The organism is Candidatus Enterococcus avicola (genome assembly GCF_047470845.1).
GTDB lineage: Bacteria > Bacillota > Bacilli > Lactobacillales > Enterococcaceae > Enterococcus_D > Enterococcus_D casseliflavus.
The window spans coordinates 39385-62812 of the sequence record NZ_JBLGTY010000005.1; the positions used below are offsets into that span (position 1 = coordinate 39385).

The 23428-nt window shown below is 44.5% G+C and carries 24 protein-coding genes; 23 read left to right on the plus strand and 1 reads right to left on the minus strand.

Annotated elements, in window-relative coordinates; all coding sequences use genetic code 11:
* Positions 1-125 precede the first annotated feature (125 nt).
* The 19 genes from ACI3E5_RS06435 to ACI3E5_RS06525 all read left to right on the plus strand — a co-directional run bounded on the left by ACI3E5_RS06435 (position 126) and on the right by ACI3E5_RS06525 (position 17197).
* Positions 126-476: a hypothetical protein gene (locus ACI3E5_RS06435; protein WP_226818222.1), complete on the plus strand. Its 351-nt coding sequence runs from the start codon at positions 126-128 to the stop codon at positions 474-476.
* Between the two features lie 36 nt (positions 477-512).
* Complete coding sequence (locus ACI3E5_RS06440) at positions 513-3119, plus strand: WxL domain-containing protein (protein ID WP_428207824.1); 2607 nt, start codon at positions 513-515, stop codon at positions 3117-3119.
* Positions 3120-3128: 9 nt separating this feature from the next.
* On the plus strand, positions 3129-3281 hold the full coding sequence (locus ACI3E5_RS06445) for a hypothetical protein (RefSeq protein ID WP_017144328.1): 153 nt from the start codon (positions 3129-3131) through the stop codon (positions 3279-3281).
* A gap of 304 nt (positions 3282-3585) precedes the next feature.
* A complete protein-coding gene (locus tag ACI3E5_RS06450; RefSeq protein ID WP_015509256.1) occupies positions 3586-3993 on the plus strand; it encodes a helix-turn-helix domain-containing protein in 408 nt (135 codons plus the stop codon).
* Between the two features lie 322 nt (positions 3994-4315).
* Positions 4316-4894 (plus strand): LOG family protein, encoded by a 579-nt coding sequence (locus ACI3E5_RS06455; RefSeq protein WP_262119093.1) that lies wholly within the window; start codon positions 4316-4318, stop codon positions 4892-4894.
* The gene (locus ACI3E5_RS06460; RefSeq protein WP_262119094.1) at positions 4891-5085 is read left to right on the plus strand and encodes a hypothetical protein; all 195 of its coding nucleotides are present in this window, start codon (positions 4891-4893) and stop codon (positions 5083-5085) included. The genes ACI3E5_RS06455 and ACI3E5_RS06460 overlap by 4 nt, the downstream gene beginning before the upstream one ends.
* Positions 5073-5330 (plus strand): nucleoside 2-deoxyribosyltransferase, encoded by a 258-nt coding sequence (locus ACI3E5_RS06465; RefSeq protein ID WP_262119095.1) that lies wholly within the window; start codon positions 5073-5075, stop codon positions 5328-5330. The genes ACI3E5_RS06460 and ACI3E5_RS06465 overlap by 13 nt, the downstream gene beginning before the upstream one ends.
* 15 nt (positions 5331-5345) lie before the next feature.
* Positions 5346-6068 carry a deoxynucleoside kinase gene (locus tag ACI3E5_RS06470; protein ID WP_194185445.1) on the plus strand — a complete coding sequence of 241 codons (723 nt, stop codon included), beginning with the start codon at positions 5346-5348 and terminating at the stop codon, positions 6066-6068.
* Between the two features lie 66 nt (positions 6069-6134).
* Complete coding sequence (locus ACI3E5_RS06475) at positions 6135-6986, plus strand: helix-turn-helix domain-containing protein (RefSeq protein ID WP_262119097.1); 852 nt, start codon at positions 6135-6137, stop codon at positions 6984-6986.
* A 201-nt stretch (positions 6987-7187) separates the two neighbouring features.
* Positions 7188-8126 (plus strand): FAD:protein FMN transferase, encoded by a 939-nt coding sequence (locus tag ACI3E5_RS06480; protein WP_262119098.1) that lies wholly within the window; start codon positions 7188-7190, stop codon positions 8124-8126.
* Between the two features lie 24 nt (positions 8127-8150).
* Positions 8151-8756 carry an NADPH-dependent FMN reductase gene (locus ACI3E5_RS06485; protein WP_142962484.1) on the plus strand — a complete coding sequence of 202 codons (606 nt, stop codon included), beginning with the start codon at positions 8151-8153 and terminating at the stop codon, positions 8754-8756.
* 26 nt (positions 8757-8782) lie between these two features.
* Positions 8783-10003, plus strand: coding sequence for an NAD(P)H-dependent oxidoreductase (locus ACI3E5_RS06490; RefSeq protein WP_042890446.1), 1221 nt, complete (start codon positions 8783-8785; stop codon positions 10001-10003).
* Positions 10004-10264: 261 nt separating this feature from the next.
* Entirely contained in the window at positions 10265-11314 is a 1050-nt protein-coding gene (locus ACI3E5_RS06495; protein WP_005234658.1) for an FUSC family protein, read from the plus strand.
* 238 nt (positions 11315-11552) lie between these two features.
* A complete protein-coding gene (locus tag ACI3E5_RS06500) occupies positions 11553-13622 on the plus strand; it encodes a BglG family transcription antiterminator (protein ID WP_142972844.1) in 2070 nt (689 codons plus the stop codon).
* A gap of 24 nt (positions 13623-13646) precedes the next feature.
* Positions 13647-13949 (plus strand): PTS sugar transporter subunit IIB, encoded by a 303-nt coding sequence (locus ACI3E5_RS06505; protein WP_074932245.1) that lies wholly within the window; start codon positions 13647-13649, stop codon positions 13947-13949.
* A gap of 31 nt (positions 13950-13980) precedes the next feature.
* The gene (locus ACI3E5_RS06510; protein ID WP_008379073.1) at positions 13981-15270 is read left to right on the plus strand and encodes a PTS sugar transporter subunit IIC; all 1290 of its coding nucleotides are present in this window, start codon (positions 13981-13983) and stop codon (positions 15268-15270) included.
* 18 nt (positions 15271-15288) lie between these two features.
* The gene (locus ACI3E5_RS06515) at positions 15289-15681 is read left to right on the plus strand and encodes a hypothetical protein (RefSeq protein WP_005225457.1); all 393 of its coding nucleotides are present in this window, start codon (positions 15289-15291) and stop codon (positions 15679-15681) included.
* Positions 15682-15703: 22 nt separating this feature from the next.
* On the plus strand, positions 15704-16570 hold the full coding sequence (locus ACI3E5_RS06520) for a class II fructose-bisphosphate aldolase (protein WP_010747730.1): 867 nt from the start codon (positions 15704-15706) through the stop codon (positions 16568-16570).
* Complete coding sequence (locus ACI3E5_RS06525) at positions 16571-17197, plus strand: P-loop nucleotide/nucleoside kinase family protein (protein ID WP_096741468.1); 627 nt, start codon at positions 16571-16573, stop codon at positions 17195-17197.
* 43 nt (positions 17198-17240) lie between these two features.
* On the opposite strand, the gene ACI3E5_RS06530 is transcribed toward ACI3E5_RS06525, so the two are convergent.
* Entirely contained in the window at positions 17241-18245 is a 1005-nt protein-coding gene (locus ACI3E5_RS06530; protein WP_226818218.1) for a DUF389 domain-containing protein, read from the minus strand.
* A gap of 189 nt (positions 18246-18434) precedes the next feature.
* On the opposite strand from ACI3E5_RS06530, the gene ACI3E5_RS06535 reads away from it, so the two are divergent.
* The 4 genes from ACI3E5_RS06535 to ACI3E5_RS06550 all read left to right on the plus strand — a co-directional run bounded on the left by ACI3E5_RS06535 (position 18435) and on the right by ACI3E5_RS06550 (position 23396).
* Positions 18435-19034 carry an NUDIX hydrolase N-terminal domain-containing protein gene (locus ACI3E5_RS06535; RefSeq protein WP_010747733.1) on the plus strand — a complete coding sequence of 200 codons (600 nt, stop codon included), beginning with the start codon at positions 18435-18437 and terminating at the stop codon, positions 19032-19034.
* A 160-nt stretch (positions 19035-19194) separates the two neighbouring features.
* Positions 19195-20505, plus strand: a complete 1311-nt coding sequence (locus ACI3E5_RS06540; protein WP_016610053.1) for an NCS2 family permease — start codon at positions 19195-19197, stop codon at positions 20503-20505.
* Positions 20506-20877: 372 nt separating this feature from the next.
* Positions 20878-21873: a LacI family DNA-binding transcriptional regulator gene (locus tag ACI3E5_RS06545; RefSeq protein WP_010747735.1), complete on the plus strand. Its 996-nt coding sequence runs from the start codon at positions 20878-20880 to the stop codon at positions 21871-21873.
* A 146-nt stretch (positions 21874-22019) separates the two neighbouring features.
* The gene (locus ACI3E5_RS06550) at positions 22020-23396 is read left to right on the plus strand and encodes a PTS transporter subunit EIIC (RefSeq protein ID WP_010747736.1); all 1377 of its coding nucleotides are present in this window, start codon (positions 22020-22022) and stop codon (positions 23394-23396) included.
* The last annotated feature ends 32 nt before the right edge of the window (positions 23397-23428 follow it).

The window sequence follows — 23428 nt, forward strand, 5'->3', positions numbered from 1 at the left end:
CAGGCTGTGCGTTCTAGTTGCTTTGCAGGCATACTTGATTGCTGTACAAGCCAAACGCAATTAATAGAATCAAAGGCATAAGCCATGAATCCATAGAAAATGGAAGAAAGGAGGAGATCAACAAAATGAAAAAGAAGCCGCTAAAATTGCTGCTCCTAGTGATTGGGCTAGTGAGTATTCCGTTGAGTTTTCCCTTCTTACGAGATACTTTTATTGCGCCATTGTATGCGCTGCAGGAGCAAGAACGAGAAGAGGATGAGCTTTCTTCATCGGAAGAAATGGCTGATTTAAAAAATGTTGATTTTCAATTTTTAACAAGCAACAAGCAAGGCTATTTAGGGGAGGAAATCCCCATCGAAATCGTGGCACATCAGCCAGTAACCGAAGTGGCGGTGGTTCTGCCGCCAGAGGCAGTGATCGAGCCCTCCTTGTTTCCCGAAGGAATGACGATTGAACAGATGGAAGCCGACCAGTGACAGCTGCTTAGCGAAACACCTCAGAGCAATTGGCTTTTGCCGATAATCTTTGAAGAAGAAGGAACTTACGAAGTACTGGTAGGAGAAGAACGGTTGGCAGTAGAAATCCAAGGTTCACCAGCAGAAGGTGAGGAAAGTCAGGAAGAAGCGCAAGAAAGCGATCGAGAGGAAGCAGAACCCGAGAACGAAGAGCAGAAAGATACAACCGATCCTGACCAAACAGAGCCAAAAGAGGGAGCACTTCCCAATGATGACGATGATTCGGAGAATCCTAAGCGATATGTCGCTAATTGGCAAGAGTTTATCTTAGCAATCCAAACCCGAACGGTTAAGTATATAACTTTGACCGAGAACTTTGACTCTCCTGATCGCCCTGCAGAAGGATTGAGTAACGTTACAATGACTGACTGGTTTGGAAATCAAAATCCCTCTGGAATAGCTACCTACCTCTATCTCAATTCACCAAGGATTTCTCGAACATTAATCATCGAAGGACAAGGACACACAATCGATTTTCGGTCAGTGTCGGTTTGTTTTAATAATATTACAGCACATCCAGAGACGCCTTGGGACATTACCCTCCAGAATATTGAGATGTATAGTGGAAATTACTATGGACCTATACAATATAACGACTTACAAGCTGATAATCAAAGAGCAGCGACGATACGGTACCATAATGTCAATCATGTCGGCAATCAAGTATTCCATGGGTATCAATCGACAGCTGTTTTATCGGGGAATGTTTCTTCTGTACAAAGGAATCCTTATGATGCAGGATTAGGACGTGGTAATTGGAATATTAATGCGACCAACCAAGCGAATTTTGAAGTCGGTTATTTGGAAGTTTTAGAGGGGGCTAAAGTTCACCTTTCGACAATCAATGCAGGAAATGTTTGGTTTCGCTATAGTCCCAATCCAACGTTTACGATTGGAGACGATGCGGAGGTTACAATCATTGCAAATGGTACAGGACAAGGTGAAGCATGGGGGGCAAATATATTCTTTAGATATAGTCCTGTCTTAACCGTAGGTAAAGGTGCGACCCTTGATTTGACGCCTAAAAGCAATTTTCCTGCTATTTCAACTAATGGTTGGGTTCCGGCTCAGACTACTCATATCAATCTACTAGAGGAAAGCACATTAAAAATTTCCAATTCTGGACGTAATACTGCTGCTAACAATGATACGACCAATATCATTTCTATGCCACCTGGTCATGGTAGTAGTATTAATCTCAGAAAAGGGAGTACGCTTGATATCGAAGCAGTCAACCAAAATAATTCTGCTAGCCATGCTATTTTTTTTCACGCATCTGGACAAATTAATATTGATGAAGATGCTGCCCTAGATATTAAGTCAGACAGTCTCTCAGCAAGTCAAAGCTTAATTATGTTTTCGACCAATAATAATACGAATAACTCAACGATCAATATAGATGATGCTGCAAGGGTAAATTTACAAAAGACTAGATCAATCACCTCAAGTACGGCACACGTGATTCGAAATGCAATACTAAATGTAAGTAATCAGTCGATTAAGCAATGGATCCCTGGAAATACAAACGAGAATCCTAATTTTGATTGGGAGAATATCTTGAGGTTGAACGCGAATATTAACGGAGCAGGAATACCGGCTAATACGGTTAGCGCATTAGATCCCAATATAGCAGAACATGCTAGAGCGAACTTTACGCCAAGAGCGCAACGTCTCTTGTTTGAGAATATTCCTCCTGTCGAGATCGTGCTTGATCCTCTGACCAATGATCGCTCTCAACGCAATTCCTATACGATCACGGGAGAAACCAGTCCCGGCGCTTACGTTCGTTTCAGTAGGGATCTGAGTTTACCAGAACCAACCTTAGATACTGTTGTAAATGCTGAGGGCGAAACGGAATGGTTCCATGTCATTGCCGAAGAAGATGGCTCCTTTGAATTTGATCTCTCCCAATTTGATGACTTTGATTATTTCCGCGGGCAAGAAGTTGTAACGGCAACGGCATTTTTAAATGGACGACGCGATGAGACCTCCGTCATCGTAGACGGTGTCGATCCTCGAGATCCTCTGAATCCTGATGTAGATGTTGATCCAGATAATCGTCCGACGCTTCCTGAAAACCAAGGGTTGATCAGTATCGACTTTATCTCGCAATTTGATTTCGGACACGTGCCGATTCGTTCGAGTCAAGCCTATTATCCAGCACTGCCACAAAAACTGCGGAATGCAGAGGATGATCCTGCTGGTGGAGAACGTCCAAATTATGTTCAAATCTCGGATCGGCGTGAGGAGTCCACCGGCTGGACACTGAGCGCACGGCTAGATGAAGCAGGGTTTGTCAGTGAGGAAGGCCATCAGCTGCGGGGAGTACAACTCTTACTCAACAACATCCGCATGGCAACGACAAGTTCGAATACATCCAGCACCCCAACCTACTGGGAAAGCCGTGAATTAAATACAGGCAGACAAATCTTGGCAAAAGCAGAAGAGGGACAAGGCAGCGGGACATGGATCCAACGCTTTGGTGATGGAGAAACAATGGATCAAAGTGTGATGCTGGAAGTTCCTGTCAACGCTACGCCGCAAGCAACAAGCTATACGGGCATTATCCACTGGGAATTAAGCTTTGTCCCAGAGATGGACTGAGCCGCCCCAATGTTTCTCAGTAATCGGAAAAAGGAAGAAAATAGAGACAGCAGCTGCAGAGAAAATCTGCAGCTGTTTTTTTATCTGCAAGCAGCCATCGACGATGAAGCGACCGATAGCGCCCTTTGTGCTTTGGCGGATCTTCTTTGCTTAGAGAAATGAGGGGATCATTCATTTCGTATACTAGAGCAGATGCTGCTTTTTATTCCTTCACGTTGAAGGGCAAGAAGTAGTTTGGAAACATTCTGTCACAAAAGACGTAGTCGTTCGCCAAATGTTTCCTTAAAAATGAGAAGATCATTTTCTAGTCATTTGTTCTTTTTTCATCTATGATAGAAAGAAAACCGCTATCACGGAGAGTTTGTTTAAGAAAATCCTGTCAAAACTGTTTGACAATGCTTTAATATCAATGGATTTGAGCAGAAATCACAGCAGGTCTGCGTTAAGGTAGGAGAAGGAGGCCAAGATGACGATTGGGGAAGCACTAAAGAACCATCGAGTCACACAGCAAATGAGCCAAGAAGAAGTAGCAACAAAAATTTTAGTGACCCGCACATCGATCTCAAATTGGGAAACCGGCAAGACGGTCCCAGACAGTTTGAATTTATTAAAACTGAGTACCCTTTATGGGTGCAGTGTCGATGAGCTATTAAAAAAGGAGCGAGCAGGAATGAAAAAGAACTTTCGTACGATGACCTATGGTGCTGGATTGAAAGATGGAACGATGCGTTTGAAAATCGAGACCGATGCCAGCAAGTTTTTCCCAAAAGGGGTTGAAGTCAAAGCATCCGTCGATTTAGAAACAGGAGAAGTGACCTTTTTTGTCGAGCAAGAGGAGTTGAAAAAACTGAAAGCAGCCACTGACGAAAAATAAATTTTTTATGCAGTATTTTGCTGAATTTTGCTTGAACAAGAGAAAAAAAGTGATGGATAAAAAAACACGAGCCTAGCTGCGTCGTGTTTTTTTATGTGGGATGAAAGAGGGCTGAGACAATCGATGAAAGCTGATTCTACTTTTTCTTTTCTGCTATTTTCAAGGTTTGTAACGTTTGAGGAAAAGCGAAAAGACGCTAACGACTATATACAATATATAGTGAATATAACGGTTTTTGTCTAAATGAAGCACAATATATAGTATTTACTTTTTTGAGAGATTGTGTAAAATAGCAGGTGTAGTGAAGAAGGAGCTGTTGTTTTTGAGAGTAACTGTATGTTGCGGCACCCGTTTAGAAAATGAGAAAAAGTTGGCAAAGACCGCTCGTGCCATCGGCAATGCCTTGGCAAAAAATCACATCGAGTTGGTTTATTGCGGCCCTTTAGCTGGCTTGATGAGGGAGATCGTGAAAGGGGTCTTTGAGAAAGAAGGCGCAGTGACAGGGATCTATCCATCAGGTTCCTTTGCAGAAGATTTGCCGCCAATCGTCACTGGATCAAGCACCTATACTGAGTTCTATACGGATACGAGGGAGGAACAAACGCAACAATTGCTGGAAATGAGCGATGCCTACCTTGTATTACCTGGTGGATTTGGTACACTAGAGGAGTTGTCATCAGTATGCTCTTTTACGACTCTTGGGCCATTGTCAGGCAAGCCGATCGGTGTGTTGATGACCGAAAGCTTAACTGATGGACTAAAGCCGCTGCTAAAAATGGTTGAAGCTTCCAGCTTTGCTTGGGCTGAACTGTCTGAAACGCTCTTTTTCCTATCTGACGTTGAGTCGTTGATCCAACGATTGGCTGCGAAGGGGTCAGGAAAGGAGTGCTTGGCAGGATGAAGCATGTCTATTTAGCGGGACCGTTTTTTTCAAACGAACAAGTCGCCCGACTCAAACAGGTAGAACGCAGTTTAGCTGAAAACCCGCAGCCCTTGGCGGTCTATTCGCTGCGCTTGTACCAAGAAGGTTCATCTGAACCCAATACACCAGAACGGGCAAGAGAAATTTTCGAAAAGACATGCTGGAATTGACACGAGCCGATGTCGTCGTTGCCGTTTTGGATGACCATGAAGGGATCACCGATCCGGGAACAGCCTTTGAAATCGGCGCAGCAAACCTACGAAATAAACCAGTGATCACTTTTCAGGAAAAAGCCGCGGCGGTCAATCTGATGTTGACGGAGTCGGTGCAAGCGTATTTGACTGATCTGGCGGCACGAACAGCGTATGATTTTGAAGAGATGGCGCACCGAGCATTTGTCGGTGACTATATTTAATAAAGGATGATGAATGTGTTATTAATCGCAGGAACGATCGGGGCAGGAAAAAGCAGTTTGACTGATTTTTTATCGAAGGAAATGGCGTCGAAGCCTTTCTATGAAAACGTGGAGGACAACGATGTTCTGCCATTGTTTTATTCCAATCCAGAGCGATACGCCTTTTTATTGCAGATTTTTTTCTTAAACAAAAGCTTTTTAGGGATGCGGGAAGCTTTGTCCAATGATGACAATGTCATTGACCGCTCCATCTATGAGGATAGTTTGATGTTTCATCTAAATGCGGATCTAGGTCGAATCGCACCGATGGAAGTCGAACAATACGATAACCTGTTGAACACGATGTTGCGGGAATTGGAAGAATCAGCGCCGTTGAAGCACCCAGATCTAATGGTTCATATCAAGGTTTCCTTGGATACAATGATTGAACGGATCAACAAACGTGGTCGTTCCTATGAACAAATTACCAACGATCCGACATTGTACGACTATTACAAAGAGTTGAATCAGCGGTACGATGAATGGTATGAAAACTTTGACGTTTGTCCGAAAATGCAAATTGATGGGGATCAATTGGACTTTGTTGCCAATGAAGACAACCTCATGGTGATCCTCGAGATGATCCAAGAAAAATTGGCGGAAGTCCGTGAGACCCATGGCAAAGGACACTATTGTACGGACAAAGCCATCGCAAAAGGTGACTTTTCCAAGAAAAACGCAGCATCTGTGACAAGCTGACCCAGCAGTTGAGGACAGCTTACGAAAAAAACAAGTGTCTTATCGACAATGGGAGGGAGCAAGGCGATGAATGTTGAACGATTTATTGAGGCGAGGAAACAGGCGGGCTTCTCGCAGCAAGAACTTTCGGAAGGAATCTGTACGCAAGCCACTTTGAGTAAATTTGAAAACAACGGGCAGGCACCGTCCCTCAAAATTTTGATCAAATTGTGTAATCGGATCGGCTTGCCATTGGTCGACTTGTTTTCTTCCATGAATGTCGCAACGACCAAAATCAAGGAAGAATTGGCAAAAGCCGAATTCTACTTGATCACGAGCGAGTATGAACAGTTGGCTGCATTGCTAAGTCAAATCGAAGTGAAGCTGATCGATGAACCAGCATTAAAAGCGCAATATGATTATTTAAAAGGCTTTGAAATGATTTTTAATGAAGCGGCGATTACCGATGTCTTGTTTCAATTCGATCAGTTATTGATGAATGAAACGGCGGAGGAATTGTTTGATCTCTTAGCGTATACTGGGATCGGTTTGGTGTATGCCAGAGAAGAGGAATGGGCAAAGGCCGAGTTTTATGTGACGAAGGTCTTTGAGAAAATTTATACCTATCCGATCAAAACGATCGAAGACACGTGGCGGGTGTTGAACATCGTCTTTCATTGCGGCGTCTTTTATGCGAAAGTCGATGATTTGGAAACTAGTGATACCTTGTTGAATTATGTGTTGGCGATTTGTTCCGACAATCATTTGACCTACTACTTGGCTCGCGCGGCAGCCCAACTGACCGAAAATGCCATTCGTGAACAACAGCCGAAAGAAACGATTTTGGAAATGTTACACGATGCACGAGCGTATGCCAAAATCAATAAAAATGTAAAATTACTGGCGCATTTAAAAGCGGTCGATGAAACGATCGAATAAAAATATATTTTCGACAAAAAAGATTTGTTGCGCAAATGCTTGATAACTAGCAGTCCTTTTGACGAAGGGACTGCTTTTTTTGATTTTCTTTATATAAAAAAATATATAATCGTGTTGACAAAAAAATATATCGGGAGTATTCTTTAATTGTGAAAAAACTAACATAATTTGAGATACATCGTTTTGAGGAGAAGGGATTTTATGAAGGCAGCAGTGAGAGAAGCCGCTCGCACGATTCAGCGGATGGGCACGTCCATTGAGTTAAAAGTCGCTCATACAAAACCAGAAAGTGTACTGGACGAGCTGGAGAACCAGCTGAAAGGATACGACCATCGCTTTAGTGCCAATGATCCGCGATCGGAATTGAATCAGCTGAATCAGTTGGCAGGACAAAAGTGGCTTGTGCTTGATCCAGAATTGTACCAGCTGATCGAAATCGGCAAACATCATAGCTGCGCTCCCCACAGTCAGCTGAATATTGCCATCGGTCCACTGGTCCAAGCATGGCGCATCGGGTTTGAAGATGCCCGCATCGTATCAAAGACGCAGGTCAAAGAATTGCTTGCGCTAACAGACCCGCAACAGATCCAATTGGCAGCAGGCAAGGTTTTTTTGAAAAAAGCTGGAATGAGGATCGACCTCGGAGCATTAGCAAAAGGCTACATCGCTGATAAGTTACGCACCCATTGCCAAGCCCGTGGAGCAGCGTATGGATTGATCAACTTAGGCGGAAATATTGTCTGTTTCGGCGCTGCACCAAATCATTCGGACGGGCATTGGCGGATCGGGATCCGAGATCCCAAAGGCGGTCGGGCAGACACCTTGGGCATTTTGCCAATTAAGGACCAAACCGTCGTCACTTCGGGGATCTATGAGCGGGTCTTGACCACCGCTGAAGGAACGTATCATCATTTGATTGATCCTCAGAGTGGCTTTCCCATCGAATGTGGGTATTTGAGCATCACGATCGTTGCAGCGACATCGTTACTGGGGGAAATCTGGACTTCGCGCTTGTTTGGCAAGCCCATTCCAGTTGTTTTACAAGAGATTCAGCAGCAGCCAGAAATCGAAGGAATCATCGTAACCAAAGAAAATGAAGTCATTGCCTCTAAAGGCATTCAGGCAAGACTTTTAAGATAGCCCAACCAGAAAGGAAGAGACAGGATGAAATTTATCGGATTCGTGGGAACCAATGCCACTCGTTCCACCAATCGCACGTTGTTGCAGTTTATGAAAAAAATGTTTGCCAATGAGGCAGAGATCGAACTAGTCGAGATCAAAGATCTTCCAATGTTCAACAAACCAAAATCAAAAGAGTTGCCCGTACAAGTAACCCAGCTTGCCGAAAAAATCGCGGCAGCAGACGGTGTGATCATCAGCACACCAGAATACGATCATGCCGTACCCGCAGCGTTGATCAATGCTCTGAACTGGTTGTCCTATGGAATTTTCCCGTTTGTTGACAAGCCAGTGATGATCACTGGTGCTTCTTATGGGACGTTAGGTTCTTCTCGTGCGCAAGCCCATCTAAGACAGATTTTGGATTCTCCAGAGTTAAAAGCACGGATCATGCCTAGCTCTGAATTTCTATTAGGTCATTCGCTGCAAGCGTTTGACGAGCAAGGCAACTTGATCGATGAAGAGCAGACCCAAAAACTGCAAGGACTGTTCAACGATTTTCTTTTATTTGTAAAAATTACCAGCCAGTTGCAGCACGCCCATGCCGCCAATCAAAAAGAAGCTGCTGAATTTTCATGGGAAACCATCTAACCGCAAAAGATAGGAGCGTAAAGACAATGAAATTGATCGGAATCGTCGGATCAGCCGCTGAAGTCTCCACCAATCGTCAGCTGCTGAACTTTATCAAAAAGCAATACAAAAAGGAATTCACGTTAGAACTTGTAGAGATCAAAGACTTTCCTCTCTTTAATCAAGAGGAAGATCAAACCCAAAGCCCAGCCATCCAGCGTTTGAATCGGCAATTATTGATGGCAGACGGTGTGATCATTGCTACACCTGAGCACAACCATACCGTGACGGCAGGACTGAAAAGCTTGCTAGAATGGCTTTCATTCAAGATCCATCCTCTGGAAAACAAACCAGTGATGATCGTGGGTGCCTCATACTATGATCAAGGAACTTCAAGGGCCCAGCTGCATCTGCGCCAGATTTTGGACGCACCGGGAGTCAATGCTTTAGTGATGCCAGGAAATGAGTTTTTGTTGGGCAAAGCCAAAGAAGCTTTCGATGAAGCCGGTGATTTGATCGATGCCCGAACGGTTGCTTTTTTAGATGCGACGATCAACAGCTTCTTGCAATTTATCAAAGTCGTTTCTGCTTTAGCGGGTCCCAAACAATTGCCGCCCGAAGACCTCTACGCCACAGGGAAAATCGCAACCACCGTGGAAGGAGTGGATATGTATGATGATCAATGGCTGGAAAAAGCCGCTGAAGCAGTCGGTGCCGTTTCTGGCAATACCTACGTCAAACTAAATCGCGGCTTGCTGACAGTCGATCAGATCAATTACTTCTTAGATTCGATGCCGATGGAATTGACATTTGCCGATAGCAACAACCAATTCTTGTATTACAATCTGCGGGAAGAAGCCCAAAATATGCTGGCAGCACGTGTGCCAGGACAAGTCGGTAATCCATTAGCAAAATGCCATCCTGAAAAATCCTTCAAAAATGTTGAGTGGGTGATCCAACAGCTGCGCAGTGGGGCGACCGACGCGGTTCGGGTCCATGTGCCGAAACAGGTGCCAGAAAAATACATCGTCCACAATTATCAAGCGATGCACGATGAAAACGGTGAATATGCGGGGATCAACGAATACATCCTTGATTTCAAGCCAATCATCGAATGGTATTTGCAACAAACCGGTCAAAAACTTGTCGGCAATGAAGACGCCATTTCCAGTGCTTCTGTGCACCAAGAACCGACCGATGCGGTCACTAGTGCCAGTACTCATGACGCACCTGCAGCAGATGCGGTCACCAGCGCTTCAGTGAAATAAGGGTTGTCTAAAGGGAGAGAAGGAATCGCTAGAAGCATTCGCTTGCAATCAGTTGCCAAGCGAATGCTTCTCTTTTTGCTGCTTTTTTATGAATGAACGGTTTTCTATGAGCGATTGAGTTGATCAAGGACATCGTTGCGAGAATTTCACAAAGTTTCTGAAAAAAATTTGCATATTCATCTTTTGCTTCGTATACTAGTTTAGGACGTTGCTTATAAAACGGCTGTATCATCGTACATATTTTTTGATAGGAGGAATTGCATGAAAGACAAACGAAAAGTCTTGCGTCCGTTAGGATCAGGGTTTGCGATGGCGGTTCCTTTGTTTATAGGGATCCTCGTTCAGGACCCTTTGATAAGTTCTGTGGGGGCGATGGGGGCTTTTTCCTACTTGGCTTTTCAACATCGGTCCCTTTTTTATAATCTACGCGCCATTTTGACCCACGGCGCTGCGCTGCTGTTGGCATTTATTTTAGGCGCTGGGACAGCACTGATTCCTTGGAGCGCGCCTTTTATCATCGGTGCGTTGTCGTTTTCGGCGTTTTTGTTGTCAAAAGTGATGCGGATCCCCAAGCCCGACTATTTCTTCGTGTTGATGCTTTATGCCACCGGCTTTAATTTTCACGCAGCGCACCTTGGAGAGATCTTGCACCACAGTTCCTATTTGCTTTATGGCATCGCAGGCTCGCTGCTTGCTGGACTGGTGATTTCGTTGGCTGAACAGCTGCCGTTGAAAGAAGAAAAAACGGCCTTTCAACAACTGAGCTTGCACGAGAAATATTCGCTAGCATTATCTCAGCAACCAGAAATGGTCATCAAGGCGCTGCACTTTTCTTTGATATTGTTCATTGCGACCTACATTGCCTATCTGTTGCGGGACAGCAACGGCTATTGGATCTTGATTTCTGCTGCTGCCGTCTTGGCAGGAGAACATATGGAAAAAATCAAAAATCGCACGATCGGCAGGGTACTGGGAGGAATCGTGGGGCTGCTGCTGGGTTTCTTATTGATGTCCTTGCATATGCCCCTTGAAGCGATCGCAGTGGTATTGATCATTCTAAACATATTGACGGAGTTTTTTATGCCAGTCAATTATACCGTTGCTAATTTTTTTACCAACCCGCAAGTCCTGCTGTTAATGACCATCGGTACTAGTTTTACGCCGCTGAAATTGATCCCATTGCGTTTTTCAGGGGCATTGATCGGCAGCGTGCTGGCAATGCTGTTGATCTTTCTAATGGATTGGGCAGTAAAGCAAATGGAGCAAGCACTGGGAAACAAACCAGAAGACACGACGGATCAAACACAATAGAATAATGCACCATCATCGATAAGCAAGAGCTGTAGCTCTTGCTTTTTTTGCCTTTGATTCTCTATCTAAACGTTATCTCCATCGGATAGGAAAAATAAGGGAAATATGAAATAATCGAGCAAAGGTTCCTATTTTGAAATAGAAGCGTTTACATTTTTGCAAACTAAAGTGGCAGAAACATCTACTTTTTTTGTTGTAAGCGAAATCATATACTCAAATCAGAGAAGGAGAGAAAGTTGTGAAAAAACGAATCGTAGATGTTTTGCATCGCCTGTTAGTGACTGATTATCCACTATCCATCGAGCAACTGGCAGAAGAGACTGCAGCCAGTGGGCGGACGATCCGCAATGATTTGAATGAGATCAACACGTTTCTTGCTGACTTACACATCGGACCGATCCAAACTCTTCGAGGAAAGGGCATCCTTTTGAAACTGACCTCGAAACAGCAAGCCATCGTTTGGCAGGCATTACACGCACAACAGTCGGAATATATGACCCGTGAAGAGCGTCGTTTTGATCTGCTGCTGCATCTGACATTTTCAAAAGAGATCCTGGTGTTGAATAAAAAAGAAGAAGCGTACCAGATATCGAAAAGTAGCATGGATGAAGACATGCGCCGTTTGCGGGCGGACATCAATAAATATGGCATTGAGATCATCAGCCTAGGAAAAAAAGGACTGCGGTTGAATGGATCGGAACGAGCGATTCGGACGATGATTTTTGACATCATCAATCAGCGGATCGGTAGGTTGCCACTTGATAAACAGACCCCAGATTTAGTCTTTACGAAATTGCTTTATCGCTATTTGCCGCAAAAAGAAATCAAACAGATCCAACTAGTGATGCAAGCAGTGTTGCCGCCAAATCAAAATGAGTTGTATAGCAGCCAAATCTTATTGTTTACCGCCATTTGGCTGATGCGTATCAGAATGAAGGAATTTATCACTCGCATGAACTGGTCTACTTCTAGCAATCAGCTCCAAGGATCAGCCTATATCCAGGCGATCGCTGAAACCTTTTCGATCGAGCCACCAGAAATCGAAGTCAACTATCTTTCTTTCATCATCGAGTCACTGAACTTTAAAGATTTGTCCAATTCCATCGAATGGGCACATGCGCAACTTTTGTCGCTGCAGCTGATCCAATTTGTCGAATGCCAAACCAAGATCCCTTTTAGTAAAAAGGAAGAAGAGCTGTTAGAGGGATTGTATAAACATATGGCAGCGCTGATCGTTCGAGCCAAGAGCGGCATTCAAGTACCCAATCCGATCAAAGAGACTGTTCGCAAAAATTATGGACAAATCTACCAAGCCGTCAAGGGCTTCGCCCCCACGATCGAAGAGATCGTCGGTCAACCACTATCAGAAGATGAACTGACATTTCTCGTGATCCATTTTTCTACAGCCCTAAGTTCATTGAACCACGAGCTCATTACGAGCTATAAGGCGGTCGTCGTCTGTAACCATGGAATGGCAACCGGCAATCTGCTGGCAGCCAGCCTCAAGGAGAAGTTTCCAGAAGTAGAAGTTGCGGCAGTCTTGAATTCACAAGAAGTCAATTTGATTACGAAATTCGATGTGGATCTGGTTTTTTCAACCTATGAGATCGATTATCGAGAAAAGCCGGTATTACTGATCCCACCGATCATCAATGAAGAAAATCACCAAGTGATCCGCCGTTTCTTAAACAACAATGAACAATTCAAGCGGATCGCCTTTGACCAAAAAAATGCCACGCTGTTCTTCAATCAGTTGCTTACAGTGATTGAAGAAAGCGGCGGGACAGTCGATGCTGCCGCCTATCGCAAATTGACACACTTGTTTGAACAAAATCAATTAGCCATTAATGCAAGGGAGATTCAGCCAATGTTAAAAGATGTTTTATCCGCTAATCATATTCAATTAAACGTTCCTGTTCAAAATTGGGAAGAAGCCATTGAACGCTCTGCGCAGCCGCTAGTAAAAGAACAGATCATCGAAAAACGCTATATCGAGGCAATGGTTGCGGCGGTGGAGGAATACGGGCCTTATATCGTCATTGGCAAACATTTGGCGTTGGCGCATGCACGACCAGAAGATGGCGCCCAGCAGTTGGGTGTGAGTGTCCTCACCTTGGCGCCGCCAGTCGCATTTGGGAACCCAGAAATGGACCCCGTCAAAATCATTTTTTGCTTGGCTGCGGTGGACTCCTACTCTCATCTTGCCATCATGAAGGAATTGATCGAACTGATCAATGATGAAGAAAAAGTCACGCAGTTGCTGGCTTGCTCTACGATTGAAGCGTTTCAATCATTGCTATTTTCATAAAAAACAAGAAAAGGGGAAAAAATCATGAACAAATTATCGATCTTATTCGTATGCGGTGCAGGTCTTGGCAGCAGCTTTGCGGCTCAGATGTCAACAGAAGATGTCTTAACGAAATTAGGAGTGGAGGCGAAATTGGATCATGTCGATATCTCATCAGCGGTATCAATGAAACCAGACATCATCATTACGGCAGAGAATTTCCGAACGCAATTTGAAAAGTTTGCCTTGGACCCGACAACCGCAATCATTTATTTACGCAACATCGTTTCAAAACCAGAAATCGAAGAAAAAATCACCCCAGTATTAAAGGAAAAAGGCGCACTGTAAGGAAGAGGCATGACGAAGGGAGTTTGAAAAAATGGGCATCATCAATTTTATCATTGATAATATTTTAACGCAGGCATCGATCACGATCGCTTTGATCGCGATGTTAGGGCTGCTGCTTCAGAAAAAGTCAGCAGGTCAAGTCATTTCAGGAAGTTTGAAGACGCTATTGGGCTTCCAGGTTTTAAGCGCTGGTTCTAGCATCATCGTCGGTAGTTTGACCTATTTCGGCGAGATTTTCACAGAAGGATTCGACATGCAAGGCATAATTCCTTCCATCGAAGCCATCAACGGGCAAGCGATGAATGAGTTGGGCTTGGGTCGGGACATAGCGCTGACATTTTTAGCCATCTTTGTTTTTAATATTTTATTGGCACGCTTTACAAAATGGAAATATATCTTCTTAACGGGTCAAGCCATTTTATGGATGGCGACCATGACGACGGTCTTTGGCTATTTCGCTGGTTTACGCGGCGTTGTCTTGATTCTTGTCGGTGGGTTGATTGGGGCGATCTTTGCCGTAGCGATGCCAGCGATGGCTCAGCCCATCATCCGCAAAGTCACTGGGTCAGACGACATTGCACTCGGACATTTCTGTACGATCGGCTACCTCTTTGAAGCAGGCGTTGCCTATCTGTTTGGAGAAAGAGGCGAGAAGAAAAAATCGATCGAAGACATCAAACTGCCACGTTCTTTTGAATTTTTACAAGATACCTATCTTTCTGTCATGGTCGTGATGGTTCCACTGTATATCGTGACGGTCTTGTTTGCTGGAGAAACCTTTGCTTCTACGCTCTCTGGTGATCAAAATTACATCATGTATGCCTTCTTACAAGCCATTCAATTCGTGGTTGGGGTCTATGTTTTGTTAGCAGGCGTTCGGTTGCTCTTAGGCGAGATCGTCCCTGCGTTTCGTGGGATCGCCATGAAATTGGTGCCTGATGCAAAACCAGCACTCGATTGCCCAGTGTTCTTCCCATATAGCCCAAATGCAGTTATTTTAGGCTTCATTACTACAACGATTGGGACAGTCATCGCCATGTTCGTTTTACCAGTCTTTGGCTTGGCGATGATCTTGCCAGGGATGCTGACGAACTTCTTTGCAGGCGGTACCGCTGGGATCTTCGGCAATGCGGTCGGTGGACGTCGAGGGGCGATCATCGGAGGGATCTTTCACGGCTTCTTCATTACGTTACTGCCAGCCCTACTTGTAACGATCTTCAATCAAATGGGCTTTGTTAACGCTACGGCAACTGATGTGGATACCGTTACGGCAGCCTTGCTATATGCTTGGATCATCAGTCCCTTATTGAAAAACTTTTAATCGCTAGGAGGAAGACCTATGTTCTCTTTTTTCAAAAAAGAAAAAAAGCCCACAGAAACACCAGCGGTTCCTTTGACCGCTGAAGAAAGCCAAGAGGCAGAAGCGCTTATTGCAAATCTAGAAAGTCAGTTGCAAGCAGAAACTGACATCGACGAACAAGCAAAATTGTATGAAGCGTTAGGCTTGGCGCAGGCAAAACTTTCCCGCACAGAAGAAGCGATCGACGCATTGGAAAAAAGCTTGCAGGCGAAAAAATCGATCGGGGACGGCTACAAAAAACTGATGTCCCTTTACAATGCTCAGCGTGCCGCCGCCGCACGAAACGGCGACGATGCAAAGATCGACTATTACATGGACAAAATGGAAGAAATGCGGCAAATCGCCAAACAACTTACGATCAGCGGCAATTAAACTAGACGAGGTGGAATCAAGGATGTATACAACATTAAAAGAAGTAACGAAAACAGCAGAAGCATTGAATTTTACAGTGGGGGCTTTTAATACCCATAATTTAGAAATGCTGCCAAGTATGCTGCGGGCAGCCAAAGAGATGGGGGCACCCATCATCATTCAAACAAGTATCGATACGGCGAAATACATCGGCTATGATGTCTTGGTCAATGTCGTCAAAACGATTGCCGATCACGAGCTAGTAGATGCTGTCTTGCATTTGGATCATGCCAGAGATTTCGATGAGATCAAAGCGGCGATTGATAGCGGCTATAGCTCGGTGATGTATGATGGCTCGCATTTGCCCTTCAAAGAAAACATTTTGAAAACGCGCGCAGTCGTAGAATACGCTCATGCCCATGGGGTGTCCGTCGAAGGAGAACTAGGAACGATCGGCGGCACAGAAGAAGGCATTCATGTGGAAGAAGACGATAAAGTCTTCACACGCCCAGAAGATGCGGTAGAGTTTGTCGCTGCTACTGGCGTCGATGCGCTAGCCATCGCTATCGGAACCAATCACGGTCAATTCCGCTCCAAAACCGAAGTGAATGTTGAGTTATTGAAGGAGATCCATGCAGTCGTCGACGTGCCGCTAGTCATTCATGGAGGAACTGGCGTCAAAGAAGAAGATTATCCTGAATTGATCAATAACGGCATTCGCAAGTTTAATGTAGGTACTGAATTGTTGGTCAATTGGACGAAGATTGCGAAAGAAAATTTTGGGGCAACGGAAGTCAACAAATCTTTGCGCCACAACGTGATCCCATCCAATGAAGCCATCAAAGAAATCGTCAAGCACAAGATCGGCCTTTTCATGAATACGAAAGCGCCGACTGCGATCGGCAAATAGATGGTACGCAAAAAGATGCTTGTTTTATTAGCAGGCAGCCCTGGAACTGGAAAAAGTTATTTACTGAATCTGTTGAAGAAACGTTTTCCTGATCTTTTCGCTCTTACGCCAGATGAAATCAAAGAGTGCTATGCCGAATCCCTCGGCTTTGATTCATTGGCAGAAAAAGCCCAGATCGAAAAGCAGTATGTTTGGCCTTTTTACTATCAGGCATTGGGCTTGTACATGTCTTTAGGAAAACGCTTGGTGGTCTCGGAATACCCTTTTAGTGAAAAACAGAAGCCATTGCTGACTTTTCTCGCCCAAAGCTATGGCTATGACTGCTTGACCATACGTTTGACAGCTTCTTTTGAAACCTTATGGGAAAGACGTTACTTACGTGATCGAGCGGATGACCGCCATTTGAGTTTTATCATGGAACGGTACCATTACGGGGATGTACTGGAAGATAGACAAGCTGCAACCAACCATATAACCAAAGAAGCGTTTCGGCAAATCATCACTGATCGCCGTTACGATGACTTTCAGTTAGGAGCGCTTATCGAAGTCAATGTGGAAGATTACGAGCAAGTGGATTATCGCCCGTTGATCGAGAGAATCGCTGAACAACTCAATGACTCAAATTGAAGAAAAACAGGCGCTACACCTGAAAAGGGCAGCGCCTGTTTTTTTAGTCTAAGCCCAAAAATTTCGAAGTTCCTTGGTTTTGGACTTGGAGGATTTCGGCTAATACTTTGGCATCAAATTGCCCCTCTTTATTGGCAGAATAGACATTGACCTTGAGCTGGTAGTCGGGCAAAGCATAGTTTTCAAGACTTGCTTCAAGCTGCGCGACCGCTTGTTTCGAGAGTGGTTCACCGACGAGTTTTAATTCAAGGGATTGTTTCTGCTCATTAAGTGTTTGCTCCAGCAAATAATGTTCCCCCAGTTTGGCTTCTACAAAACGCTTGGCATGGTATTCCACGATGGTCGTTTGGATCGTCGTATAAACGAAGAAACTGCCAATGACCGTGATCGGTAAGGCAACCACGGCAAACTTCCACCATTTTTGGTGACGGAAATCCCCATACTGCAACAGCCAGATGGTAATGAACAAGGAAAAACAAATCAAAAAGGAATTGGTGAAGAAGAGTTGAGCAGACTCCCATGAAATCGAATAGTCTTTGATCGACAGCCCATAACCCGTCACACAAAGCGGCAAAATCAGGGACGTCCCGATGGAGACACCGATAATGACATCGTTGTCGCGGCCTCTGACTTTGGCAAAAGCCAGTGCTGAACCACCGATCAATGCGATGCAAATATCCCAAATCGTCGCAGACGTCTGGGTCATGATTTCAGGGGTTGTATCTTTGACTGGCGTGAGTAAGAAAAAGGCAAATGAGATGATAAGTACGATGATGACTTGGATGCTAAAGACCAGCAGCCCTTTTTTGACTAAGCGCAAGTGGGAAAGACCTAAACCAAAGCCGATCCCGTTGATCCCATTTAAAAGTGGCGAAATCAACATCGCCCCGATAATCGAGGTAGTGGAATTGTAATTCAAACCAATCGAAGCAATCAGCGTTGCACAAACTAAAAGTGCATAGACGAGCATCGTTTGGTCCATATCTTTTTGAATTTTTCCAATCAATTGTTCTTTGGAAACTAAATCAGGCGTTAAGTTCACCTTCATCATCCTTTCTGAGAAAAATCGTTCTGCTCTTTTCATTGTCCCTTAAATCGGCTGATTTTACAAAAATCTGCGTTTATCAGGCGATGGCAGCAACGAGAATTCAATGATTGGGTTGCCAATCTTTTGCAAAACCGCCGAATTCCTCTAGAATAAGAAGCATAACAGAGAAATGGAAAAGGCGGGGAATGGATGAAAGATTATTTTGCGCAATACAAACGCCTGTTATCGATCGCTGAAGCAGGTTTGTACTATGGCAAAGATGTGTACGATAAGGAACGTTACCAAGAGATCAAAGAGTTGGCATTGCATTTGATGAGTACCGTCGTGGATCAAGACGCAGCTGCGTTGACCCTTTTAACAGAAAAAAATGAGGGCTATCCTACGCCCAAAGTCGATGTACGAGCATTGATCCAAAAAGACGAAAAAATCTTGCTGGTGGAAGACAGCCTGACGAAAGAATGGTCACTGCCAGGAGGCTATGCAGAAATTGGCTTGACGCCACGGGAAAACATCAAAAAAGAAGTGCTGGAAGAAACTGGCTTACTCGTTGAGGTCAAGGAGCTGCGAGCAATTTTTGATACGAATCTAAGACCAGACATTCCGCAAGTGTTTCAATACTATAAGCTGGTCTTTGCCTGTGATGTTTTGGCAGGGGACTTCATCAAAAACAGTGAAACCTCCAACAGCGATTACTTTTCGTTGAAGGAGCTGCCGAAGCTTTCCATCAAGCGCACCACCAAGGAACAACTGGAGCAATTGGTGAATGAGAAGTCGTTACACGTTGATTAAAAACAGCTAAGGGTAAGATGTTGGAAAAAGCGTTTTATTGGTTTTTTTAACTGGATAATATTTACTTGCAGATAAAGTTGGTTTATGATTGATTTCGTCGTTTTCATTATAAAAAATCAAGCAATGGCGACACCTTTGCTTGATTGCTGGAGGAGTAAAAATGAAGAATCAAATCAATTCCTTTTTTGGGCTGGATGCCTTACAAACAACGGTCAAACGAGAAATCTTAGCTGGTTTTACCACCTTTATCTCGATGGCCTATATTTTATTCGTCAATCCAACGGTCCTTGGGGCATCTGGGATGGACGAAGGTGCCGTCTTTACGGCAACGGCGTTAGCCAGCGCATTGGGCTGTATCTTGATGGGGGTTTTAGCAAAATACCCGATCGCTACGGCACCCGCATTAGGGATCAACGCCTTCTTTTCTTATTCAGTCTGTATTGGAATGGGGGTTCCATGGCAAACAGCATTAGCGGGTGTGTTTGTGGCATCACTGATTTTCATCGTGATCACGATCTTCAAATTACGGGAGCTGATCATTGATGCGATCCCTGCTGATTTAAAATACGCCATCTCTGGCGGGATCGGTCTGTTCATCGCCTTTTTGGGATTGAGCGAAGGCGGGATCATCGTTTCCGATGATTCGACCCTTGTGGCACTAGGGTCATTGAGTGTCGGTACGACGTGGCTGACGATTTTTGGTTTAGTGATCACTGCCGTCTTGATGGTTCGCAGAGTTCCTGGTGGAATTTTTATCGGGATGGCCGCAACAACTGTTTTAGGTCTTTTGACTGGCTTGATCCAAGCACCATCCAGTATCGTTTCTGCTGCACCGAGTATTTCTTCCACATTCTTAGTGGCGCTAAACCATGTAGGAGACATCAACTCCCTGCAAATGTGGGTCGTAGTACTGACTTTCTTACTCGTCACTTTCTTTGATACGGCAGGCACCTTGGTGGGACTTGCCAATCAAGCGGGCTTTATGAAAGACAACAAAATGCCGCGGGTCGGCAAAGCACTTGCTTCTGACTCCACCGCCATGCTCGCTGGTTCTTTATTAGGGACCTCACCAGTAGGCGCATATGTCGAATCCTCCGCTGGGATCGCCGTGGGCGGTCGCTCTGGCTTGACTGCCGTGACGACTGGAGTTTTCTTCTTGTTCGGCTTGTTCTTTTCACCATTGCTATCCGTTGTTACTTCCCAAGTGACGGCACCAGCACTGATCGTCGTAGGCGTGCTGATGGCACAATCGCTACGAGAAATCAAATGGCACGAAATGGAAATCGCAATCCCAGCCTTCTTGATTCTACTAGGCATGCCGTTGACCTACAGTATCTCCGATGGGATCGCCTTGGGCTTCATCTTTTACCCAATCACCATGTTAGCAGCCAAACGGGGCAAAGAAGTCTCACCAATCATGTACGGCTTGTTCTTTGTCTTTCTTGGGTTTATGTGGATTTTGAATGTGTGAGAGAGACGTTTTAATGTAAACTTAGGATAGGATTTCAAGTAATAAAAAACCAGTTAAGCGTGGCTTAGCTGGTTTTTTATTATATGTCGCTTGCTATAAAAATGTTCAGAATTGAATAAGGATTTACTATCCGTGGTTTATATGCCGACGAATCAGGGCGTTGTATTGCTTAAAAAATATACTCAATGATCTGATCGATTTTCGCCATATCTTGTAAAGGGAGGTTTTAGTTTCTCTACCATTCATTGATTGTAAGATTACTTTGAAGTGAAACTTCATTCCAAAACCGCCCATCCCAACAATTTTCACGCAAAACCTGCGCTTTTCTTTCTGTTATTGTTATAATAAAAGAAAACGCAAAGGTGGAAAATCATGACAACGATCAAGGACATTGCTGAAAAGGCGGGAGTAGCGAAAAGTACGGTTTCCCGCTATCTGAACAATGGCTATATCAGTGAAGAAAAGCGCAAAAAAATTGATCAGATCATTGCTGAAACTGGCTATCGCCCCAATACATTTGCTCGTTCGCTGAAAGCCCAAGACACGAAATTGCTGGGCGTGATCATTCCTCGACTGAATTCACCATCGACAAATGATGTGTTGAAAGGGATCGATACGACGGCACGGGAAAACGGCTATCAAATGCTGATCACCAACTCTGATCAAAGCGATGAACGGGAATTAGAAAATATCGAAATGCTGGTTAAACAAAAAGTAGCAGGGATGATCCTGTTTGCGCGCAAAATCACACCGCAGCTGCAAGCGGTGCTGGCAGAGGTTCCTATGCCTGTTTTATTGTTAGGTCAACAGTTAGCTGGCATTCATTCCATCGTCCATGAAGATTATCAAGCTGGCAAAACCATGGCAGAATATGCAGTCAGCGCTGGCCACCGACGTTATTTATTTGTTGGTGTCAGCGAAAATGATTATGCGGTAGGTGTCTTGCGGAAAAAAGGGTTTCTTGATGTCTTGGCACAAACGCCCAACGTCAAAGTCGACTTTATCGAAACGTCCTTTTCAAGAAGAGAAACGTACCAAAAAGCCCTTGTGTTCTTGAAAGATCAATCGGCAACGTACATCGCCTGTGCTACCGACAATATTGCTGTTGCTGTATTGAAAGCCGCCCATGAACTAGGGTATCAAGTGCCGCAAGACTTTTCCTTAAACGGCTTTGGCGGCTATGATTCGACGGATTATGTCTATCCGACCATCACAACGACCCAATATCCCTATGTCCAATTAGGCATCGATGCCGTCTTAACGATCCAAAAACTGACGCAAGGGGAAGAGGTTCCTGAGGTGATCGAATTACCGAATAGATTAGTGGTCAAACAGTCGACTGCCAAGCTTGACAAGCAGGAGAAATAAAGCAAACATTTTTAGAGAAAACAGGACGTCCAGTCGCGGCGTTCTGTTTTTTTATTTTCTTTGCTTGCAATTGCAAACGGTTTCTGTCAATCTACAAATGTAGAACCGGTTCCACAAATGGACCGACGATCAAAGGAGTGGGAAAAATGAAGGAACAAAAAACGATCGACCAAGTGTTAGAAGCTGTTGGCGGCAAAGAAAATGTCAAAAACTTTGAACACTGTGCCACACGTTTGCGCTTGATTTTGAAAGACGATCAGTTAGTAGATAAAGACAAAGCGGAAGCAGTTGAGGGCAGCAAGGGCTATTTTTTCAACACGGGACAGCATCAGTTCATTTTTGGAACAGGGAAAGTCAATGAAGTTTATCAAACCTTCGCAGCAGAAATGGGCAATGACGCCTCCGCTGATAAAGCTGGCTTCAAAGACGATGTCTATTCGAATCTGTCACCCGTCCAAAAAGTTGTCCGCACGTTGTCAGATGTCTTGGTGCCATTGATTCCAGCTTTGGTAACGACGGGGCTTTTGATGGGGATTCGGGGATTATTGACCGAGTTGGGGGTCACTTATAGTGCTGACTGGTTAGCTATGTTTGAAATGTTAACGGATACAGCGTTTGCCTTTTTACCTGTTTTGATCGCCTATAGTGCGACGAAAAAATTCGGCGGTAATCCGATCATTGGGATCGTGGTAGGATTGATGATGGTGGCACCGCAATTGCCGAACGCTTGGGCAGTTGCCAGCGGGGATGCAGAGCCATTGCACTTATTCGGTTTATCGATCTCTGGGTATCAAGGGTCGATTTTTCCAGCAATTATTGTCGGGCTCTTAGTTTCTAAGCTAGAAAAATGGTTCCGTAAATTTGTTCCGCAAATGATGGACTTGATTGTGACACCATTCTTAACGATTGTCATTACTTTAGGTTTGATTTTGTTTGCGTTAGGACCAATCTTGCAAGTAGCTGAAAGAGCAGTCATCAACAGTATCGTCTACTTGGTGCAAGCACCATTGGGCATCGGTTATATCATTTACGGAGGGGTTCAGCAAGTGATCGTGATCACTGGATTGCACCATTCGTTAAGTATTATTGAGTTAGGGTTATTGAATACGACAGGCGAAAACGTCCTACAAGTCTTAGGTACAGCAAGTATGGCGGGACAATTTGGGGCAGCGATTGCTGCGGCATTTATTTATAAAAACAAAGTCAAACGCTCAAATGCCATCAGTGCGGCGGTTCCAACCTTATTTGGGATCACGGAACCTTTACTATTTGGGGTCAACTTACGCTCGATGCGCATTTTTGGCGCAGGCATGCTGGGAGGCGCAGTCGGCGGGTTTGCGACGTATGTCTTCCAATTAGCTGCCACTGGGATGGGCATCACTTTTATACCAGGACTGTTGTTGTATACTGGAGATTTCGGTGCCATGCTGAAATACGTTGTCGTGATTTTGATTGCCTTTGGTGTCGGTTTTGCTGGTGTCCAATTGCAGCGCAAACCGCTAGCCAAAGAGTTGAACCAATAAATAATCCCTTGCTGTTCATCGCAAGAGAAAAG

Bases quoted from the DNA above. Each gene is read 5' to 3' on its own strand.
- ACI3E5_RS06460 (WP_262119094.1), top strand. From the start codon at position 4,891: ATGAAGCATGTCTATTTAGCGGGACCGTTTTTTTCAAACGAACAAGTC.
- ACI3E5_RS06450 (WP_015509256.1), top strand. From the start codon at position 3,586: ATGACGATTGGGGAAGCACTAAAGAACCATCGAGTCACACAGCAAATG.
- ACI3E5_RS06550 (WP_010747736.1), top strand. From the start codon at position 22,020: ATGAAGGAACAAAAAACGATCGACCAAGTGTTAGAAGCTGTTGGCGGC.
- ACI3E5_RS06520 (WP_010747730.1), top strand. From the start codon at position 15,704: ATGTATACAACATTAAAAGAAGTAACGAAAACAGCAGAAGCATTGAAT.
- ACI3E5_RS06535 (WP_010747733.1), top strand. From the start codon at position 18,435: ATGAAAGATTATTTTGCGCAATACAAACGCCTGTTATCGATCGCTGAA.
- ACI3E5_RS06540 (WP_016610053.1), top strand. From the start codon at position 19,195: ATGAAGAATCAAATCAATTCCTTTTTTGGGCTGGATGCCTTACAAACA.
- ACI3E5_RS06505 (WP_074932245.1), top strand. From the start codon at position 13,647: ATGAACAAATTATCGATCTTATTCGTATGCGGTGCAGGTCTTGGCAGC.
- ACI3E5_RS06525 (WP_096741468.1), top strand. From the start codon at position 16,571: ATGGTACGCAAAAAGATGCTTGTTTTATTAGCAGGCAGCCCTGGAACT.
- ACI3E5_RS06530 (WP_226818218.1), bottom strand. From the start codon at position 18,245: ATGAAGGTGAACTTAACGCCTGATTTAGTTTCCAAAGAACAATTGATT.
- ACI3E5_RS06445 (WP_017144328.1), top strand. From the start codon at position 3,129: ATGTTTCTCAGTAATCGGAAAAAGGAAGAAAATAGAGACAGCAGCTGC.
- ACI3E5_RS06495 (WP_005234658.1), top strand. From the start codon at position 10,265: ATGAAAGACAAACGAAAAGTCTTGCGTCCGTTAGGATCAGGGTTTGCG.
- ACI3E5_RS06485 (WP_142962484.1), top strand. From the start codon at position 8,151: ATGAAATTTATCGGATTCGTGGGAACCAATGCCACTCGTTCCACCAAT.
- ACI3E5_RS06435 (WP_226818222.1), top strand. From the start codon at position 126: ATGAAAAAGAAGCCGCTAAAATTGCTGCTCCTAGTGATTGGGCTAGTG.
- ACI3E5_RS06465 (WP_262119095.1), top strand. From the start codon at position 5,073: ATGCTGGAATTGACACGAGCCGATGTCGTCGTTGCCGTTTTGGATGAC.
- ACI3E5_RS06510 (WP_008379073.1), top strand. From the start codon at position 13,981: ATGGGCATCATCAATTTTATCATTGATAATATTTTAACGCAGGCATCG.
- ACI3E5_RS06545 (WP_010747735.1), top strand. From the start codon at position 20,878: ATGACAACGATCAAGGACATTGCTGAAAAGGCGGGAGTAGCGAAAAGT.
- ACI3E5_RS06480 (WP_262119098.1), top strand. From the start codon at position 7,188: ATGAAGGCAGCAGTGAGAGAAGCCGCTCGCACGATTCAGCGGATGGGC.
- ACI3E5_RS06490 (WP_042890446.1), top strand. From the start codon at position 8,783: ATGAAATTGATCGGAATCGTCGGATCAGCCGCTGAAGTCTCCACCAAT.
- ACI3E5_RS06515 (WP_005225457.1), top strand. From the start codon at position 15,289: ATGTTCTCTTTTTTCAAAAAAGAAAAAAAGCCCACAGAAACACCAGCG.
- ACI3E5_RS06475 (WP_262119097.1), top strand. From the start codon at position 6,135: ATGAATGTTGAACGATTTATTGAGGCGAGGAAACAGGCGGGCTTCTCG.